Annotated in this window: 18 protein-coding genes; 16 read left to right on the top strand and 2 right to left on the bottom strand. The window is 59.6% G+C overall.

What is annotated here, in order from left to right; all coding sequences use genetic code 11:
• Positions 1-98 precede the first annotated feature (98 nt).
• Positions 99-647 (bottom strand): hypothetical protein, encoded by a 549-nt coding sequence (locus tag A0U87_RS16840; RefSeq protein WP_137405764.1) that lies wholly within the window; start codon positions 645-647, stop codon positions 99-101.
• A gap of 306 nt (positions 648-953) precedes the next feature.
• Here A0U87_RS16840 and A0U87_RS16835 point away from each other — a divergent pair, with 306 nt between their 5' ends.
• The 16 genes from A0U87_RS16835 (at position 954) to A0U87_RS16760 (ending at position 17,112) form a co-directional block, all read left to right on the top strand.
• Complete coding sequence (locus tag A0U87_RS16835; protein WP_137405763.1) at positions 954-1,544, top strand: TerD family protein; 591 nt, start codon at positions 954-956, stop codon at positions 1,542-1,544.
• Positions 1,545-1,595: 51 nt separating this feature from the next.
• Complete coding sequence (locus A0U87_RS16830) at positions 1,596-2,810, top strand: TerD family protein (protein ID WP_137405762.1); 1,215 nt, start codon at positions 1,596-1,598, stop codon at positions 2,808-2,810.
• 72 nt (positions 2,811-2,882) lie between these two features.
• On the top strand, positions 2,883-4,049 hold the full coding sequence (locus tag A0U87_RS16825; protein ID WP_137405761.1) for a DUF475 domain-containing protein: 1,167 nt from the start codon (positions 2,883-2,885) through the stop codon (positions 4,047-4,049).
• A gap of 60 nt (positions 4,050-4,109) precedes the next feature.
• Entirely contained in the window at positions 4,110-5,246 is a 1,137-nt protein-coding gene (locus A0U87_RS16820) for a TerD family protein (protein WP_137405760.1), read from the top strand.
• A 76-nt stretch (positions 5,247-5,322) separates the two neighbouring features.
• Complete coding sequence (locus tag A0U87_RS16815; protein WP_048937930.1) at positions 5,323-5,895, top strand: TerD family protein; 573 nt, start codon at positions 5,323-5,325, stop codon at positions 5,893-5,895.
• Positions 5,896-5,971: 76 nt separating this feature from the next.
• Positions 5,972-6,553: a TerD family protein gene (locus A0U87_RS16810; protein ID WP_017500766.1), complete on the top strand. Its 582-nt coding sequence runs from the start codon at positions 5,972-5,974 to the stop codon at positions 6,551-6,553.
• A 108-nt stretch (positions 6,554-6,661) separates the two neighbouring features.
• The gene (locus A0U87_RS16805; RefSeq protein WP_240700582.1) at positions 6,662-7,966 is read left to right on the top strand and encodes a VWA domain-containing protein; all 1,305 of its coding nucleotides are present in this window, start codon (positions 6,662-6,664) and stop codon (positions 7,964-7,966) included.
• 48 nt (positions 7,967-8,014) lie between these two features.
• The gene (locus A0U87_RS16800) at positions 8,015-9,013 is read left to right on the top strand and encodes an ATP-grasp domain-containing protein (RefSeq protein ID WP_137405758.1); all 999 of its coding nucleotides are present in this window, start codon (positions 8,015-8,017) and stop codon (positions 9,011-9,013) included.
• A gap of 15 nt (positions 9,014-9,028) precedes the next feature.
• A complete protein-coding gene (locus A0U87_RS16795; protein ID WP_206366608.1) occupies positions 9,029-10,171 on the top strand; it encodes a serine protease in 1,143 nt (380 codons plus the stop codon).
• A gap of 9 nt (positions 10,172-10,180) precedes the next feature.
• Complete coding sequence (locus A0U87_RS16790) at positions 10,181-11,248, top strand: DUF4236 domain-containing protein (protein WP_137405757.1); 1,068 nt, start codon at positions 10,181-10,183, stop codon at positions 11,246-11,248.
• Positions 11,249-11,310: 62 nt separating this feature from the next.
• A complete protein-coding gene (locus tag A0U87_RS16785; RefSeq protein ID WP_137405756.1) occupies positions 11,311-12,462 on the top strand; it encodes a phosphoribosyltransferase domain-containing protein in 1,152 nt (383 codons plus the stop codon).
• A 2-nt stretch (positions 12,463-12,464) separates the two neighbouring features.
• Positions 12,465-13,211, top strand: a complete 747-nt coding sequence (locus A0U87_RS16780) for a sucrose-6-phosphate hydrolase (protein WP_137405755.1) — start codon at positions 12,465-12,467, stop codon at positions 13,209-13,211.
• Positions 13,211-14,314 carry a cysteine protease StiP family protein gene (locus A0U87_RS16775; protein ID WP_137405754.1) on the top strand — a complete coding sequence of 368 codons (1,104 nt, stop codon included), beginning with the start codon at positions 13,211-13,213 and terminating at the stop codon, positions 14,312-14,314. Before A0U87_RS16780 ends, A0U87_RS16775 begins: the two co-directional genes overlap by 1 nt.
• Complete coding sequence (locus A0U87_RS16770) at positions 14,311-15,213, top strand: HpcH/HpaI aldolase/citrate lyase family protein (protein WP_137405753.1); 903 nt, start codon at positions 14,311-14,313, stop codon at positions 15,211-15,213. The genes A0U87_RS16775 and A0U87_RS16770 overlap by 4 nt, the downstream gene beginning before the upstream one ends.
• A 61-nt stretch (positions 15,214-15,274) precedes the next feature.
• Positions 15,275-16,444, top strand: coding sequence for a toxic anion resistance protein (locus tag A0U87_RS16765; RefSeq protein ID WP_137405752.1), 1,170 nt, complete (start codon positions 15,275-15,277; stop codon positions 16,442-16,444).
• Complete coding sequence (locus A0U87_RS16760) at positions 16,441-17,112, top strand: hypothetical protein (protein WP_240700580.1); 672 nt, start codon at positions 16,441-16,443, stop codon at positions 17,110-17,112. Before A0U87_RS16765 ends, A0U87_RS16760 begins: the two co-directional genes overlap by 4 nt.
• Positions 17,113-17,905: 793 nt before the next feature.
• Here the strand turns inward: A0U87_RS16760 and A0U87_RS16745 are convergent.
• Complete coding sequence (locus A0U87_RS16745) at positions 17,906-18,172, bottom strand: hypothetical protein (protein ID WP_137405750.1); 267 nt, start codon at positions 18,170-18,172, stop codon at positions 17,906-17,908.
• Positions 18,173-18,351 lie beyond the last annotated feature (179 nt).

Raw genomic sequence — 18,351 nt, 5'->3', positions numbered from 1 at the left:
TGATCGGCCGCATCATCTATGTAGCCGATCATGATATTCACCGCCTTAGCAAAGCAATTCAAGCCTGTTTGAACCGGACCTGCAGTGCTACGTATGGCCTAACTCTTGATGGTGTAAACTTCTTCAGTCTTTGAACCATCTGAATATGCCTCGATCACTCGCACCTTGTTGCCCTCAAACGAGAATGTGAGGATTTCGTCCTCTGGACCATCACGCCACCTTCCAGTGCCTGATCCAGCAAAGGAGTCCACGCCCCGCCAGTGAATCCTATTCCCTACAATCCGACAGTCCTGCGTCCACAGCTTCCCGTCATCCGGACGCTTATACTGATTGTGTACAATATCTCCGTCCGCAGAAGCCTTCATAATGGACGGACTTTTCCCCATCAGAATAGCGATCCCAGCTTTGCAGGCACGGACTTGATCCTTACGTGACAGCGTAGTTGGCTCTCTGGGGGCAACGGCTCCCGGCTTGTCCATTTTGCCAAGCGCGGCGTCTGCATGATTCAGCGCCTCATCAGCCGCAGCTTCCGCGAGCACTGTCTCATTCGCTGCACGCACGGCCTCTCGCTCGTCTGACGAGGATCCGCACGCGGGAAGCCCGCCCATGCACACCAGCAAAATAGCAGTTGAGTGTAGCTTTTTCATTTGCCCTCCCGATAAAGTCTGCTCTGCCTATGGCGGTAATCACTTCCAGCCAAGACCCAGCTAACCGGCATTTTCATCCCGGAAATTTTCCGGATTGCACCATGCATTCGACTGAGAGAGCGAGACCATCGAAATTTTCATAGGGGCTTCCCCATGTTCATTTGAAGATTAAGATGCATTGCGAGGGGGAATTCGTGAATTTTTAAGCTGTTCTGGCAATCCTGCGGCCCTTCGGAAGGAGGGCAGTCGCCTTGCGCGGCAAAGATTGGCGATTTCTACAAAAATTAGCACAAGGAAAGTATAACGATGACGGTAACCCTGCAGAAGAACTCGAGCGTCAGCCTTCAGAAGCAAGCCGGCAGTACCCTGACAGGTATTACTTTGGGCGTCGGCTGGGATGTTGCCACCAGCGGCAGCGGTTTCATGGGCAAGCTGTTCGGTGGCGGCCAGCCGGAAAGCATCGATCTTGACGCTTCCTGCATTCTCTTCGACGGCAGCGGCAAGCCGCTCGACATCGTCTATTTCGGCCAGCTCAACAGCAAAGACGGTTCGGTCCGACACAGCGGCGACAACCTCACCGGCGAGGGCGACGGTGACGATGAATCGATCGCCATCGATCTGGCCCGGCTGCCAGGTCTGGTCGAAACGCTGGTGCTGACCGTGAACTCCTTCCGGGGCCAGACCTTCGATAAGATCCAGAACGCCTATGGCCGCGTCGTGAACTCGAACGGCACGGAACTGGCGCGCTTCGACATCTCCGACTCCGGCCCGCACACCGGCCTGGTTCTTGCGAGCGTCACGCGCAATGGCGGCGATTGGACGTTCAAGGCCATCGGCGCCCGGGCAAACGGTCGCACGGCTCATGACCTGACGGCGGAAGCCGCTCGCCACATCTGATGCCTTTTGGCGGGGAGACAAAAGGTCCCCGCCTTCATTCTGGAGTAACGCATGCAGCTGCAGCGGGGGGAAAAGCGCGGCCTGTCTGATCTTGGCGTCGGCAATCGTCTGACGATCAAGGTGGATTTTGGCCTCGAAGGTGTCGATATCGCAGCCTTCGGCCTCAACAAGGGAAAAAAGATTGGGGACGACCGCTATGTCGTTCTCTTCTCCAACACGCGTACGCCGGAGGGAGCAGTCACGCTCATTCCGACATCCGACAGTGCCGTCTTCAACATCGACCTTGACCAACTGCCAGCGGCCGTGGATCGGATCGTATTTACCGCGACCCATGATACACGCCCGATCGCTGAATCCAGGCCGCTCACTGTCACGATTGACGGTTCCAAGGCGATGTTCAACGTCGCAGAGCATCTCTCGTCCGAAAAGGCCGTGATGCTGATCGAGCTTTATCGCCACAGCTCCGGCTGGAAGGTTGGCACGATGGCGGCCGGCTTTGCAGCAGGGCTGGCCGCTCTCATCGAGCATTTCGGCGGGGAAATCGCTGGAACCCATTCGCCTGCCCCCACGCCGACGCCGGCCGCGCCTCCGCCGCCCCCGCGTCCCGCAGCGCCGCCTCCGCCTCCGCCTCCAGCTCCACCTCCACCTCCGGCAGCGCCTGTCTCGTTGAAGAAGATCACATTGGAGAAATCCAATCCGTCGGTCAGCCTCAAAAAGACCGGTTCGACGTTCGGCGAGATCATCCTTAACCTGAACTGGAACCAGGGCGAAGCGAAGCGCGGCTTCTTCGGCGGCGGGTCCAAGAAGGTCGACCTTGACCTCGGCGTCATGTTCGAGATGCATGATGGCTTCAAGGGTTGCATCCAGGCTCTCGGCGAGAGCTTCGGCTCGTTTGACTATGCGCCCTGGATTGAGCTCTCCGGCGATGACCGCACCGGCTCGGTCGCAACCGGCGAGACGATCCGGGTCAACGGACGCTTCTTCGACCAGATCAAGCGCATCGGGGTGTTCGCTCTGATCTACGACGGCGTCCCCAACTGGCGCCAGACCGACGGTATCGTCCGGATGAACATCCCAGGGCAGCCCGAGATCGAGGTTCAGATGAATGAAGGGGATGATAACCGCCGTCTCTGCGGTATCGCCCTCATCGATAACGTGGGGGGGAACCTGCAGATGAAGCGCCATATAAAATATTATCGCGACCAGAAGCAGTTCGCCGACGACATCGGCATCCGCCTGCGCTGGACAGCCGGCTCGAAGGATTGAGCCGGCCACCTCATCGTTTCACATTTTTGCGGCAGGATTGACCTGATCCAGTCAGCCCACAGGGGGGTATAAATGAAGAATTTCACAGGGTCATTGGCGTTCACCGTCTTTGCCCTCATTGCAGCCGGTTTGGTCGGTTACAGTGAGTCCGGGTTGCTCAGCGGCGCCCTTTCCATGGCTTTCCTTGCGCTGGTGCTCGGCGTTATGGAAACCTCGCTCAGCCTCGACAATGCGGTTGTCAACGCGACCGTCCTCAAGGACATGGACGAGGTTTGGCGCCGCCGCTTTCTCACCTGGGGCATGCTCATCGCTGTCTTCGGCATGCGCATCATTTTCCCGATCCTGATCGTCTCCTTCTCGGCCTTCGTCTGGCCGTGGGAAGCCGCGCGCATCGCGGTCACCGAACATGAACTCTATGAGCAGATCGTCACCGGTGCCCATGTCGGCATTTCTGGCTTTGGGGGCGCGTTCCTGATGCTGGTCGGCCTCAGCTTCTTCTTCGACGACGAGCGCGAGCATCACTGGCTCGGCTTCATCGAAGGCCCGCTGTCGGCCTTCGCCAAGATCCCTTATTCTCCCTACATCGCGACCGTCGCGATCGTTGCTGGCCTGTCCTTCCTCGTCCACGGTCATGAACAGCAGACCTTCCTGATTGCCGGCCTCGCCGGTGTTGTGGTCTACTTCCTCGTGCAGTGGTTCGGGGATTTGGTCGGCGGCGAAGAAGATGCGACCGGTGCGGTCGTTCGTTCAGGCGCAGGCGCGTTCCTCTACCTTGAGGTTCTGGACGCTTCCTTCTCCTTCGACGGCGTGATCGGCGCCTTTGCCATCACCAACAACATCATCCTGATTGCTCTGGGCCTCGGCATCGGCGCCTTCTTCGTCCGCTCGATGACCATCGCGCTGGTGAAGGGTGGCCACCTGGCGGAATTCCGCTTCCTCGAGCCTGGTGCCTTCTATGCGATCATCGCCTTGGGCATGATCATGCTTCTGAGCATCCGGATCGAAACCCCGGAAGTCGTCACTGGCCTGCTGGGCGCGGCCATTCTAGCGCTCTCGCTCTGGGCATCGGTCCGCCACCGCAAGCGCTTTCCGCATGAATATGAAGAGAGTGGTGAAGCCGAGGCGATCCTGCCCACCGGCCAGGTCATCGTCGGTGCGCATACGGCAGGCGCCGACACGGTCGAACCGACCAGCCCGGCTGCTTCGCCGACCGGCAATCCTGGTCCGCAGACGGCCTGATCGAGCAACGGGGCGCCCGACGGCGCCCCGTCATATCACCATCAGACATACGCAAGAGCCATGCAGCTTCAAAAAGGCGCAAACGCCGAGATCAATAGCAATATCGTGGAAATCAGCTGGCACGCCACGCCCGGCAAAGCCGAGGTGGACGTCTCAGCCTATCTTTTGACCGGCGAGCGCAAGGTCGAAGGTGATGCTGGCATGGTTTTCTATGGCCAGCCCAGCGTCCCGGGTGCAAACCTCACGATCTATCAGGAACAGCGCGCAGCGGTTTTCGAGATCAACCCAGCCACACTGCCTGCGACCATCGAGACCATCGCTTTCTGCGTGGCACTGGACACAAGCCACGATCAGTCGCGCCGCCTCGCCGACGTTGGTGCTCTCAAAATGCAGATGGGATCGAACAGCTTCGAGATCCCACTAGCCGGCATGTCCGAGCAGGCTCTCATCATCTGTGAAGTCTATAAGCGCAACGGCACCCTCAAGGTGCGGGCCGTCGGTCAGGGCTTCAACGGCGGTTTGGCCCCGCTTGCTATCAATTTCGGCGTCGACGTCGAAGGCGCCAATGAACAAGCGCCAACGCCAGCCTCCGCCCCGTCAACACCAGTGAGCGCTGTCTCCCTCAAGAAGGTCACGCTCGCCAAAAATGAGCGTGTGAGCCTGTCGAAAGCCACGGGCAGCATTCGCGCCAAGCTCAAATGGGAAGGACGTGGAAAGGGAGAGGGCGACCTCGACCTCTATTGCTTCTACGTCCTCAAGGACGGGACCTGCGGCAAGGTGTATTGGAAGGACATGGGGCGCTCTCACGCGCTGCCCTACATCACCCTGTCGGGAGATTCTCAGGTAGCTGGTGAAGAAGAAATAGTCCTGCATCGTCCGGACGAGCTTCGCTACGCCCTGTTTGGTGCTTACAGCGCCGTCAGCAACGGCGCCGGCTCTTTCGAGAGCTATCGTCCCAAGCTCATCTTCTACGGCCAGGATGGCAGCGAGGTCACCGTGCCACTGCTCAATCCGAACCGGACCTCCTACTGGGTCGCCATCACCCATCTCGATATCGATCGCGAGATCGTGATCCAGCATGTCGAGACATATGGGAAGAGCGGCCGCGCCTTTGTTGCTGCTGAACGGGCGCCCCGCCTTCATGCGGATGGCACCTGGGACATCAGCAAGGGGGCAATCGAATTCAAGCGCAAGTAGCTTGATCATCTCTCGCGCGCTGCTGGGCGGGCGCCGCGCGGAACCACCAACGCCAAAATGAAAGGACGTTTGAAACATGGCAATTTCGCTTTCCAAGGGTGGCAATGTCAGCCTGTCGAAGGAAGATCCAACTCTCGACGAAATCATGATCGGCCTGGGCTGGGACGCGCGCGCCACCGACGGCTCGGACTTCGACCTCGACGCCTCGGCCTTCCTGCTGGCCGCCAGCGGCAAGGTCCGCAGCGACAGCGACTTCGTCTTCTACAACAACAAGGTCGTAGCCGGCGTTGAGCATCAGGGCGACAACCGCACCGGTGCCGGCGAAGGTGACGACGAGCAGATCAAGGTCACGCTGTCGAAGCTGCCGGCCGACGTCGACAAGGTCGCGATCGTCGTCACCATCCACGAAGGCGAGGCCAAGGGTCAGAGCTTCGGCCAGGTCTCGAACGCGTTCATCCGCCTGGTCAACCAGAAGTCGAACAACGAAGTTGTCCGCTACGACCTGTCGGAAGACGCCTCGGTCGAAACCGCGATGATCCTCGGCGAAGTCTATCGTCACGGCACCGACTGGAAATTCCGCGCCGTCGGCCAGGGCTTCAAGGGCGGCCTGGGTCCGCTTGCCACCAATTACGGCGTCAACGTCGGCTGATCTGTTCCGGGGGCGCAGCCGCGCCCCCGGCCTGCCTTCACACCTTTCAAAAACACAGTGCCAGCAGGAGTCTTCAATGGCTGTTTCTCTCGTCAAAGGCGGCAACGTTTCGCTCTCCAAGGAGGCTCCGGGCCTCACCTCCGTCACGGTCGGCCTCGGCTGGGACGTGCGCAAGACCGATGGCCAGGCCTTCGACCTCGACGCCTCGGCTTTCATCATCGGGGAAACCGACAAGGTCATCTCGGACGCGCACTTCGTGTTCTACAACAACAAAACCTCGCCCGACGGCTCGGTCGTCTATGGCGGCGACAACCGCACCGGTGACGGCGAAGGCGACGACGAAACCATCAAGATCGATTTCGCCAAACTGCCGGCCGACGTGAAGAAGGTCGTGATCGCGGTTACCATCCACGAAGGCGCCGAGCGCAAACAGAATTTCGGTTCGGTCTCGAACGCCTACGCACGCGTCATCAATGATGCCGATGGCAAGGAGCTCGCGCGTTTCGACCTGTCGGAAGACAGCAGCACCAACGCCGCCATGATCTTCGTCGAGCTGTATCGCAGCGCCCAGGGCGAGATCAAGGTGAAGGCGATCGGCGAAGGCTGGGAATCAGGCCTGGCGGGCCTGGCCGGCGGTATGGGCGTTAACCTCGGCTGATATCCATGAAGCGGCCGGTCACCTAGCTGCTACCTCTCGAGCCGCCGGGGCCTGCCTCCGGCGGTTCAACTGTCTTTTTTGTCCATAGGGTATCGAGCCTTGAACCTGATGAACCCCGGCGAAAAGCGTGCCATCGCGGATTTCACTGACAGCAATGTCATCAACGTGATCGTTGTCCATGATCCGGCCGACATCGACATTGCCGCATTCGGACTCGACGCGGCGAAAAAGATTGCCGACGACCACTATACGGTCCTCTTCAGCAACAGCGCTAGCCCGGACAAATCCATCACGATGTCCCGGTTGGACAGCGGGACGCTCTTCTCGATCTATCCTGAGAAGGTCCCGGGCCATATCGACCGCATCACGATCACCGCGACCCATGACACGCTCCCGCTGCAACGAGCCACCGTGTTGAAGGCGACCATCAACAACGCTGTGACCGTCGACGCCAAGCCGCATCTTGGCGACGAAAAAGCAGTGATGCTGCTGGATCTCTACCGCCATAATGGTGCCTGGCGCCTCGGCGCTGTCGTGCAGGGCTTTGCCGGTGGTCTTGCGGCCTTGGTCACACACTTCGGCGGAGAGGTCGATGACGGATCTGCTTCATCCCCCGCACCGAGCACCCCTGCGCCGGCGCCCATTCCGTCCGCCGCGCCATCCGCGCCTGTCTCGCTGAGCAAGGTCGATCTGCGCAAGCAGCAAGTCGGCGTCTCGCTCAAGAAGGCGGGTATCGAGCATGAGAAGACCGAAGTCCTGTTCGTCATCGATGGCAGCGGCTCCATGGCCAAACTCTACAGCAATGGCACTGTCCAGGAGACGGTGGAACGCATCGCGCCAGTAGCCCTGCGGCTAGACGATGATGGCACCATGTCGACGTGGTTTTATGCCTCGCGTTGCAAGCAGGTCGAGGATCTGACCGCAATAAACCTCGAAGGCTTCGTCGCACGCACACTTCCTTCTCCCGGCGCGAAAATCGGCGCCCGCGAGACCGGCAAGAAGGGCTTCTTCGGCGGCGCGGTCAAGGAAGGCGGGGACTCCATCGGCTACGGCAATAATGAGCCAGTGGTTATGAATGCCATTCTGGACGCCGAGCCGAGCCACCGCACCAAGCCGCTGTTGATCATTTTCCTGACCGACGGCGGAATCGACGGTTCGACCTCGAAAGAGATCATCGCGATACTCCAGCGGATCTCGAACCGCCCGATTTTCTGGCAGTTCGTGGGCGTCGGCAACGCGAACTACGGGGTTTTGCGAAAGCTCGATACCATCGACGGCCGGGTTGTCGACAATGCGGGCTTCTTCAGCGTCGATGATCTCTCGCGCATCAGCGACGATCAGCTTTACGACCGCATTCTATCCGAATTCCCAGCTTGGCTGAAGGCTGCGCGTGCCGCACGGATCATGCCCTGACCGCCTGTCTTAACCACAAAAAGACCATCTCTCCTCTAGGACTTTCCCATGCGTATCTGGTTCAATCGCGGCTTCTCCCTTGCTCCTATTTCGGCTGCCATGATCGCAGCCGATCCGACGCTGGAGGTCTACGCGAGCGTGGGCGAAGGCATGCCGGCCTATGAGGGGCCGACCGAGACCTGGGTCGAACCCAATTTGCCGGTGGCTCAATATGTCGAATGGGCGCGGGAGATGGTGATCGCCCGGGGCATCGATATCCTAATCCCGACACGGTACCGCAAAGCCCTCTCGCAAGCAGACCTGCCCTGCCGGGTGGAGTTGCCAGGTTCGATCGAGACGCTCGCTCTTCTCGAGGACAAATATGATTTCGCGGAGGCGATCCGCGACGAACCCTTTCACCTGCTGACCACGCCCGTCGAAACCACGTGGCAGTTGGAGAGCAGCATCTTCACCTTTCCAGAAGTCCATGGCGAGGACTCCGAACCCTGCGTAAAGCCGCGCAAGGGCGTCAATGGCCTCGGGTTCTGGCATCTGACCAAGGTCAATCCGACCAGCCATATCCTCAACCCAGACGAGCGGAAGATCCGAGTGGACCTCTACCTCGATGCCATGCGCGCGCAGGAGGTGGACGGCCCGATCGATGAACTCTTGCTGATGGAATTCCTGCCGGGCCCAGAGATCTCGTTCGACATTCTCGCGCACCACGGCCGGCTGCTGAAGGCAGTCGCGCGCACGAAACAAGAGAACGGCCGCCAGCGTGTCCAGTCCGAGCATCCGCTGAAGGACGCGGCCGCCCGGCTGATCGAGCTGTTCAACCTGCATAGCGTTGTGAATGTTCAGTTCCGCAAGGCCAAGGACGGTAGCTGGAAGGCGCTTGAGATCAACAGCCGTCCCGCCGGCGGCGTTGTCTATGGCGAGAAAGTCGGCACGCGCATCATTGCGGATTGGGCGGGACTGCTGACCGGCCGTCTCACCCCGGACAGCATCGACCGTCGCTCGATCGACACTGAGATCGCCATCTCAAACACCGTTCTTGAAGTCAGCTAAGCACGAGGGCCTCTGGTGATCACTCCGCAACCTGGTCAACGCATCCAGCTCAACAATAATCCAGAATGCCACATCCGGATTCTGGGGCGCGATGCTGAGCGATTGGGCGTCGCAGCGATCAACCCGCAGGGCGCAGTTCTGCCGTTCGAGGAAGGTCAGCAGGGGAGCTGGTATCTCTCCTCCTTCGCTTCGTTGGGTGATCAGTTCGAGATCATCGCCTACATCGTTGATGATCGGTCAGGAGGCTTCGTCAATCAGAGCTATCCCATCCAGATGGAGATTTCAGGCGAGCAATATGCGCTGCCGGCTCCAGACGGCCAACTCGCCGCCATCATCCTCTCTGAAATCTACGTGAAGGCCGTCACTCGGCGGATGAAGGTCTCGAACGAAGGCTATACCTTCGGCATCGACGCCTATCTCCGCGCCCGCAATCTCGCCTCTGTGACCATGCCCTTCCGACAGCAAAAGCGGGCGCGGACGGAAGAGCCAGACCAACCCCCGCCGTTTGAACCCGACCGGCATCGCCCGTCCGCAGCCCCAGGACAGGTCATCGGCACCGGCAGCGGTATCATCGTTGCGCCTGATCTCGTGATCACCAATGCCCATGTCATCGAGGATGGAGAGAGCTTTCGTCAGGGACGGACGCAAAATCTTCTCCGACCGGTCGCAGTAGATCCCAAGCATGATTTGGCGCTGCTCGAAGGCTCAACCATTGGCCAGCCTCTGCCCATGCGTATCGGTGCGCCTATCTGGCTCGGCGAAAGCGTGATGGCTGCCGGCTTTCCCCTGATGGATGTGCTGGGCGCTGATCTGAAGGTGACTACCGGCAACATCTCAGGTCTCACCGGAAACCACGGCGACATCTCCCGCTTCCAGTTCACCGCCCCCATCGGGTCAGGCTCCTCTGGCGGCGCCATCGTCGATGAATATGGGAACCTGGTCGGCGTCACCTCGGCGTCCCTTGCCCATGGAAATATGCGCGAGCGCGGTTCGATCTCAGAGAATGTGAACTTTGGCATCCGCAGCAGCTTTGTTTTCGAAATGATCGCGGCCGCCGGCTTCACCGCGCCAACCCTTGGCCACCATTCGGAGAATAATCGCCGGGAGGTCGTCAACCGGCTGCGCGCCAGCGTCGTCAGCATCATCGTCAGCGCCTGAGGGGGGCTCGTGGGTTTTCGATTCAGCAGACGTATTTCAATCTTGCCGGGCGTCCGGCTCAACCTCAGCGGCTCTGGTGCTTCGCTATCGGTCGGGCCGCGTGGCGCCTCGATTACGATGGGTAAGCGCGGTGTTTATGGCAATGTCGGCATCCCCGGAACCGGGCTGAGCTATCGCGAGCGGCTCGACAAGCCCAGCCGCAGCTCCACTCCAAGTCGGCCACCAGCCGCGCCAACGCCCCCGGAGCCTCAGATCCCCAACGGCCTCGTAGCTCGGATTGTCGAGCATCAGCTGGTGTTTCTCGATGGGGAAGGCCAGTCCATTGACCCCGCACTGATCCCGCTCATCAAGCGAACCATGAAGGACGAATTGCGCGAATTCCTTCAGGAAAATGTCGATGCGCGTAATGGCGCTGCCACCTCTCTAACGACCATCCATCTCGACATTCCCCAAACCGTCGGCCAGATCTCCGGCTCCAGCGCGGGAAAGCCAAGCCGCGAGCAATTTGCTTCTGGCGAGGAACACATGGCGGCGCTCATGGCTTGGCGGGCCGCTCAAGCGAACGCGGGACCCGATCTCGCTGCGATCGAAGACGCTTTGCTGCAACGTCTCGGCTCGCTGGAATGGCCCCGCGAAACCAATATCGCGATTTCCTTCAGCGACGGCAGGCTACTACTCGACGTGGACCTGCCGGAAATCGAGGACATGCCCTCGGTCAAATGGTCGGCTGACTTCACACAGCTGGCATTCCGCCCGAAAGAGCTGACCCAGAAGGAGCGCGCAGCTCTCTACCTCGACCATGTCTGTTCGCTGCTGGTGCGGCTCGTAGGGCATTCTATGGCGGTCGCTGAACCTATCCATACCGTCGCCCTGTCCGCCTACACGCAGAGAAGCGGGGCAATTGGGCAGGAACGAGATGAATATGTGGCCACCTTGTCGGTCGATCGGCCTGCATGGGCCGAGGTCAATCTTGCCTCCCTAGCACAGATTGAGCCTCAAAATCTGCTCCGGCATCTCGGGGCAAAAATAGAAACCAACAGCAGAGGAATACTGCTGGTCCAGACGCCTCTGACATGATCAAATATATGCAGGGCATACCCGGCTATCGGGCTCACAGATAAAGAGGAAATTTCTGATCCATGACGATCATGGTCGACGACACGCGCGTCGTGACGCTTGAAAGCGGCACTCTCACTCTCAAAATTCAGAACGACGCTTCGATCGACGAATTGTGCGGCTTTGCAGCTCGCGCCAATCCTAAGCGTGGGTTCCTGATCGTCTCGAAGGTTCTCGGACGCCACCTGCCGGCGGCTCCGGCCGCCATGCGCGGTTCCATGGATCAGCTGGGGGCTATGCTGCCCGCCGAATTACCCCAGCCGGTCGCCTTCCTCGGCATGGCAGAGACGGCGACAGCTCTTGGGCAAGGCGTGTTTGCCGCCTATCGGCGCAACAATCCTGATGTCTCTGCTCTCTACCTGCAGACCTCCCGCCAGCGCGTCGACGGATCAACGATCATCGCAACCTTTGAAGAGGGGCACAGCCATGCAACCTCGCATCTCGTCCAGATCGCGGATGAGCAGCTGATCGCGCTCGCGCGTTCCGCCCGAACCCTCGTCATCATCGATGACGAATGCAGCACGGGCCACACCTTCATCGGCGGCGCGGAAGCAATGATGGCGGCCTTGCCGAACCTTGAGCGCATCGAAACCTGTTGCCTCACCGACTGGAGCGGCCAGGCCTATTGCACGGCCATGCCGCTTCCCACCACCGGGCACGCGATCCTGCGGGGCGCGATGAATTGGGAGAAGAACCCGGACCAGGTGCCGCCCCAGTTGGCCAGCACCAGCAATGGTGTGGGCACGGCGCCGGCCACTGGCATGGGCAGCCGTTCGGGTCTTCTCGACCCGGAGTGCGCCTTCCGAGCGCCGGTGGAACCCAAGGCCGGAGAGCGCATCCTTGTGCTTGGCGACGGCGAACACAGCTATGAAGCCTTGCTCATCGCCGAGGAAATCGAAGCCAAGGGCGGGATTGCCGCCGTCCAATGCATCACCCGGACGCCCGCGCTGCTGGGCCATGCCATGGAGAACGTATCGCATTTCGACGATGCTTACGGCAGCGGCGCCCCCTGCCACCTTTATAACATCCTAGACCATCAGCCCGACCGCATCATCATCACTGCTGAGATTGCGGGTGAACAGGTCCGCCAGGCGAAGGCGGCCGTCGCCGCTCTTGGCAAGGACATACCGATTGAGATGGTCCTTTGCGCATACCACTCTGCGGAGGAAAAATAAGAATGACCGCGCCTGTTGTGTTCACCGATCTGGATGACACCCTGTTCCAAACTGCCCGGAAGTGCCCTGACAAGAAGGCGGATGGTCTCCGCCTGATGAGCACGCTCGTCGATGGTTCGCCGTCGGGCTATGCCACTAAGCGCCAGGAAAACCTGCTCGGCTGGTTTCGCGCCGGCAAGGTCATCCCCGTGACCGCCCGCAGCACCGAAGTGGTGTCCCGGGTCGATATTGAGCAGGCGCCAGCGATCTGCTCCAACGGTGGTTGCATCACACTTGAAGGGGGGGCGGTCGACGAAGAGTGGCACAGCCACCTCATCGCCTCGGCCGCCAAAGAGCCCAGCATCCATGAGATATACGGGGAGATGACCCGACCGCTTGAAGCAGAGCAGTTCCGTCACTGGATCGTCTCCGAGCACGGCCTGCCACTCTACATCGTCATCAAGAGCAACATCGATGATGGCGAGATCCTGGATGAGCTGACCGAGGTTCATGCCGAGATTACGCCGTTCGGCTGGCGTCGCCACAAGAACGGCAACAATCTCGCCTACATGCCCTCGTGGCTGAGCAAGCGGCACGCGGTCACCTACCTCATCGAGAAAGTCCGCTCCACCGCGCCCGGCGCCCCGATCATCGGCGTCGGCGACAGCACCTCGGACGTCGGCTTCATGGACCTGTGTGACTTTGCCATGGCCCCCACTAATTCTCAGTTCTGGAACGCTGTGCGCAGCGGCAATGATTGGACCCGCTAATGAGCACGATCCTCGCTGAAAAACCCGCCCTGTTCTCCGGCTCTTACGATCCGTCTGACGTCCAGATCCTGCTTAAGCCGGCCGCAATCCAGCATGTCGATGTCGAGGAGAAGGAGCGCCTGATCCAGTCGGGCACGCGCCACTATTCTGAAATGCTGTCACCGGAAAAGGTGCCGGACGAGCGCTATATGACGCTCTACGCCGACGCGCTTCGCCGTAATGGCGGGACGCTGCGGGCACATATCGAGTTCCTCGCGCGCAAGACCGCGGCGTGCCCGGAAACCGCCAAGGAATGTGTCGTCATTTCTCTGGCGCGGGCAGGGACGCCCATCGGCGTCCTTTTGAAGCGCGCTCTGGTCCGTATCGGCGTTGATGCCCATCATTATTCGATCAGTATCATTCGCGGTCGCGGCATCGATCTCAATGCCCTTCGCTACATCAAGGCTCGTCACGGTACCGAAACCTCGATCTTCCTCGACGGATGGACCGGCAAGGGCGCGATCAAGGGTGAGCTCGAGCGCTCGCTCGCTGAGGAATCGCTCGGCTTCTCGCCCTATCTTGCAGTCATCGCCGATCCCGCTGGCTGCGCGGATCTGGCTGCCACGGCCGAAGATTATGTCATTCCGAGCGGCCTACTGAACGGCATCGTCTCGGGTCTCATCAGCCGTTCTGTCCTGACCGATGACCTCGTGGGTCCAGACGATTTCCACGCCTGCCTTTTCCAGGAAGAGCACGCGCCATTCGACATCAGCCGTCATTTCATCACTGCCATCGAAAATGCGCCCATGCCGAAGGCAATTTGGAATCCATGGTCGCTGAATGAAGCGAATGCAGCACGCGACGGACGCGAAGCCCTGCTCCGCAAGTTCACCGTGGAAGGTGAGATCAGCGACGTAAACCGGATCAAGCCGGGCATCGCCGAAGCTACCCGCGCGATCCTGCGCCGAGTTCCTGATCGGGTCTGCGTCCGCGATCTCGATGACCCTGAAGTCCAGCATATCAGGCATTTGGCAGAAGCTGTCGGCCTGGTGGTCGAAGAAATGGACCTGAAAAACTACCGCGCCGTGACGATCATCAAGCGCCTGCAGGGGGAACAGGAATGAAAGCAATTGAGTTGGGGGCAACCCTGTACGTCCCTGCGATCAAGGACAATCTCCTCGACACTGCCTACGGAGCCAACCCTTCGGTTCGTTCCATTGTCATCTGCCTTGAGGACGCCATTCGCGAGGATCAGGTTGAGCAAGCTGAAGCGCGCTTTGCCGAAGCGCTGGCCCAATTTGCTGCGCGCGAAACGCCTGTTCTGGTATTCGCGCGTCCGCGCAATATCGAGATGCTGGTCCGCTTGCTGCGCCTTCCGGGCATTGAAGCAATCCAGGGATTTGTCCTCCCGAAGATCACGACTCAGAACCTGCCCCAATGGCTTTCCGTGCTCGTCCACGGAAAACATGCCTTCATGCCCACGATCGAGGGCGAGGAAGCCTTTGAACGGACGGCGCTTAGCCGTCTGCGGGACCAGCTGCTGCCCTATGCCGACCGTGTCACCGCTATTCGCATTGGCGGCAATGATATCCTCAACATCCTAGGGGTTCGTCGCTCCAATACGCGGACCGCCTATGATGGTCCGCTTGGGCCGGTCATCCGCGACATTGCTGGAACCTTCCTGCCCTACGGCTTCAGCGTCGCAGCGCCCGTTTTCGAGCATTTCTCCTCAACCGATTTGCTCCGCGCTGAGGTTGAACAGGACATCGAACATGGCTTGCTGACCAAGACAGCGGTTCATCCTTTGCAGATGGAAACCATCCAGAGCCTGTACCGTCCAAGCGGCGCAGAAATGGCCGAAGCTCGGGCGATCCTCGAAAAGGACGCCCCGGCGGTTTTCGGCGCCCATGGCAGCATGTGCGAGCCTGCCACGCACTCGCGATGGGCCGGCACGATCATTCAGCGAGCACAAATCTATGGCACCGCGACACCGGTCACAGAGGCGCAAAGCAGAGTCGCATAGGCTGGAGCACGCGCAAGAAATCGCCTAGTTACTGAATGCAGAACGAATTTTGGGGGTAACCATGAACGATCTTGTCCTTAAAGCGCCGGAACCCGTAGCCTCTATCCCATCGGAAAAGGCTGCTGTCCTTGTGCCGATTGATTCCGACGTTAAGAGCAAGCTCGACGTCAAGGTGGACCAATATGTCGGCGAACTGGTATCGCTCGACGCCAACAGCCCGGACTTCGGCAACAAGGTCAACCAGCTGGCCAACATCGGCCAGAAGGAGATCGTTGCCCTCACGAGCCAGAGCAACCGCTTTCTCGATCGCCCAACCAAGGCGATGGACGGTGAGGGTGGCGTCGGCAGCTCCTTGATTGAATTGCGCAATGTCATCGAAGGGCTCGATCCGTCGCGCGATGGCGGCCTGCTCCAGCCACGCAAGCTGTTCGGCATTATCCCCTTTGGCAGCAAGCTGAAGGCCTATTTCGACAAATATGCGTCTGCTCAAAGCCACATCAACGGCATTCTCACGGCTTTGACCCGAGGCAAGGATGGCTTGCTTCAGGACAACATCGCCATCGAAGCTGAGCGTCGCAAAATGTGGGAAATGATGGGGAAACTGGAGCAGATGATCCATATCTCCAAGACCCTCGACACCCGCCTCGAGGACAAGGCGGCAGAGCTGGACGCGATTGATCCAGCGAAAGCCAAGGCCATCCGCGAGCAGGCGTTGTTCTACGTTCGCCAGCGCACCACCGATCTTCTCACCCAGATGGCCGTCACGGTCCAGGGTTACCTCGCCATGGACCTGATCAAGAAGAACAACATCGAGCTGATCAAGGGCGTCGATCGTGCGTCAACGACGACCATTGCAGCCCTGCGCACCGCCGTGACGGTAGCGCAGGCGCTCGCCAGCCAGAAGCTCGTGCTGGATCAGATCACGGCCCTCAACACGGCCACCTCGAACATGATCGAGAGCACCAGCGAACTGCTCAAGACCAACACGGCACGCATACATGAGGAGGCGGCCTCCTCGACCATTCAGGTCGAAACGCTTCAGAGGGCCTTTGCCAACATCTACGCGACGATGGACGCCGTCGATGAATTCAAGATCAAGGCGCTGTCGAACATGAAGCAGACGGTCGATGCCCTCTCGGCCGAAACCGAAAAGGCCAAGGGCTATATCGCCCGCTCGGAAGGCGCATCGCAGCGCGCTCTCGGGACGGATCCGCTTCTCAGCATCGCATGATCGCTGCCCTTGCAATCCTTTTTGGACTGATTGCTGCATGGTACGTCCTGCAGTTGCTGCTCTACCAGTATCGCAATAAGCGTGCTGGCAGGGCAGTATGGGTGGTGTATGACGCGCGGTTGAAGAAAGATGGACGAAGGTCATGGCGAGAAGCAAGACGCGAGCTGGAGGCTGAATTGAGCATTTTTGACAAGCTCAACCGCGCCCTGTTCGGTGCCCAGAATTCCCCATCCACGAAGCCGACCAATGCCATTTCTGCCGCCGCCACTCCGCTACCGCCGGCGATCATCGACTATGAAGATGAACGCGTACCCGGCCCAGCCAAAGACCGGATACGCCGCATCCATGCTTGTCTGCAGCAGGTCGAGGCAGCGATGGAACGTGAAACCATTCCCGGCTTCTCCCGCGTCGATGTCGAGCAAATGCGCAGTCATCATCTGCCCAAGCTTGTCAAAAGCTACATCGACATCCCGGCGTTGCACCGGTCAGAGATCTTTCGCAAGACCGGCAAATCAGCCAGCTTCATCCTGAATGAGAGCCTCGACAAGATGCAGAGCCGGATCGACGAAATCCTGCGCAATCTCGCTCAGCATGACATAGATGCCTTCACTCAAAACACCCAGTTTATCGGGCAGCGCTATGCGGATGAGGACAACCCCTTTTTATGATATCATTGATTGCCGCCGCTGCAATGATTGTGCCTTCTGGCAAGATTTTCCAGTGTCGTCCCACTCACGTATATGACGGAGATGGACCGGTATGGTGTGCCGAGGGTCCAAAAGTTCGGATCAGCGGCATCGCTGCGCTAGAGGCCGATGGCACATGCCGTGCTAATCAGCCTTGTCCTCAAGCGTCAGCGCAGCAAGCGCGTGACGCATTGGTCAATCTGTTCGGAGGACGAAAAGGACGCATTGCGACTGGCCACATTCAGGTTCGGTCAGCCCCGATGGTATGTCGTTCAGTCGGAGACGCCGGCGGAAGTCGTACGGCGGCATGGTGCACTTTGGCCGATGAGCGCGACCTTTCGTGCGCGATGATCGCAACTAAAATGGTGTTGGTCTGGCCTCGATATTGCCGTGATCATCGATTCCAGCACTAGCCCGAAAGTGAACGAATGACCGAGGGCGGTGAGTAACTCCGGTTACCCACGCCGTCTACCAGGCAGAGCTGGCCGAAGCCGTAGGAATCCTCGATCGGGCCGGGCTCAGGACATCGATTTACAACAGCCAGACCTGCGTCCTTGCGCCGTCGATCCGACGCTTCGCTCGTCGCTCAATCAGCGACTGGAAACAGGAATACATGCCCGACTGCACAGGCTGTTTGGCGAAGAACGAATGCGGCGGTTTCTTCAGCTCTGCAAAAATCCGCTATAGCCGGGCAATTTTGCCAATCACGGAATACGCAACATAGCACTGCGCCGTTGGGACTGGGGCATCCCAACCATGCCGACATGCCAGGGCCTCATTGCTCCGAATCGTCTTCAGCCTCTGCGTCCTGGCGTTCTTCCGCGAAAGAGCGACAACCTTCTTCAAAGGACCAGGACTTACCGCCGCAATCGTCGGGGTCGGTCAGGTCATTGTCCTCAGCCCACCGATATCCAGCGTCATGGCCGCTGCAATCCTGTGTGCAGCCATAACCTTCATAGGAACCCGCCGAGCCTTCCAGCGAATCGCGTCGGGTTTCATATTCGGCATATGTCTCGCCGCCCTTGATCTGGGGCTGTTCCATCGCACTATGCTGTCCGGGCGCAGCTGCTGCGTCAACGAAGGATGCCCCTGGCGCAGGCTTGGTGCCGGTTGGCTGTGAATCGGCGTGCAAAAAGAACCCCGTTAGCGGGGTGATCGGCGTCTAAAAGGGACCCCTCATTTCGATAGCTTACACAGTCGCGTGGAAGTTCATGCGGCGAG

This window comes from Sphingobium sp. MP9-4, assembly GCF_005281675.1.
Lineage (GTDB): Bacteria > Pseudomonadota > Alphaproteobacteria > Sphingomonadales > Sphingomonadaceae > Sphingobium > Sphingobium yanoikuyae.
The sequence above is the reverse complement of the archived record's forward strand: the minus strand, read 5'-3'. Positions and strand labels throughout refer to the sequence as shown.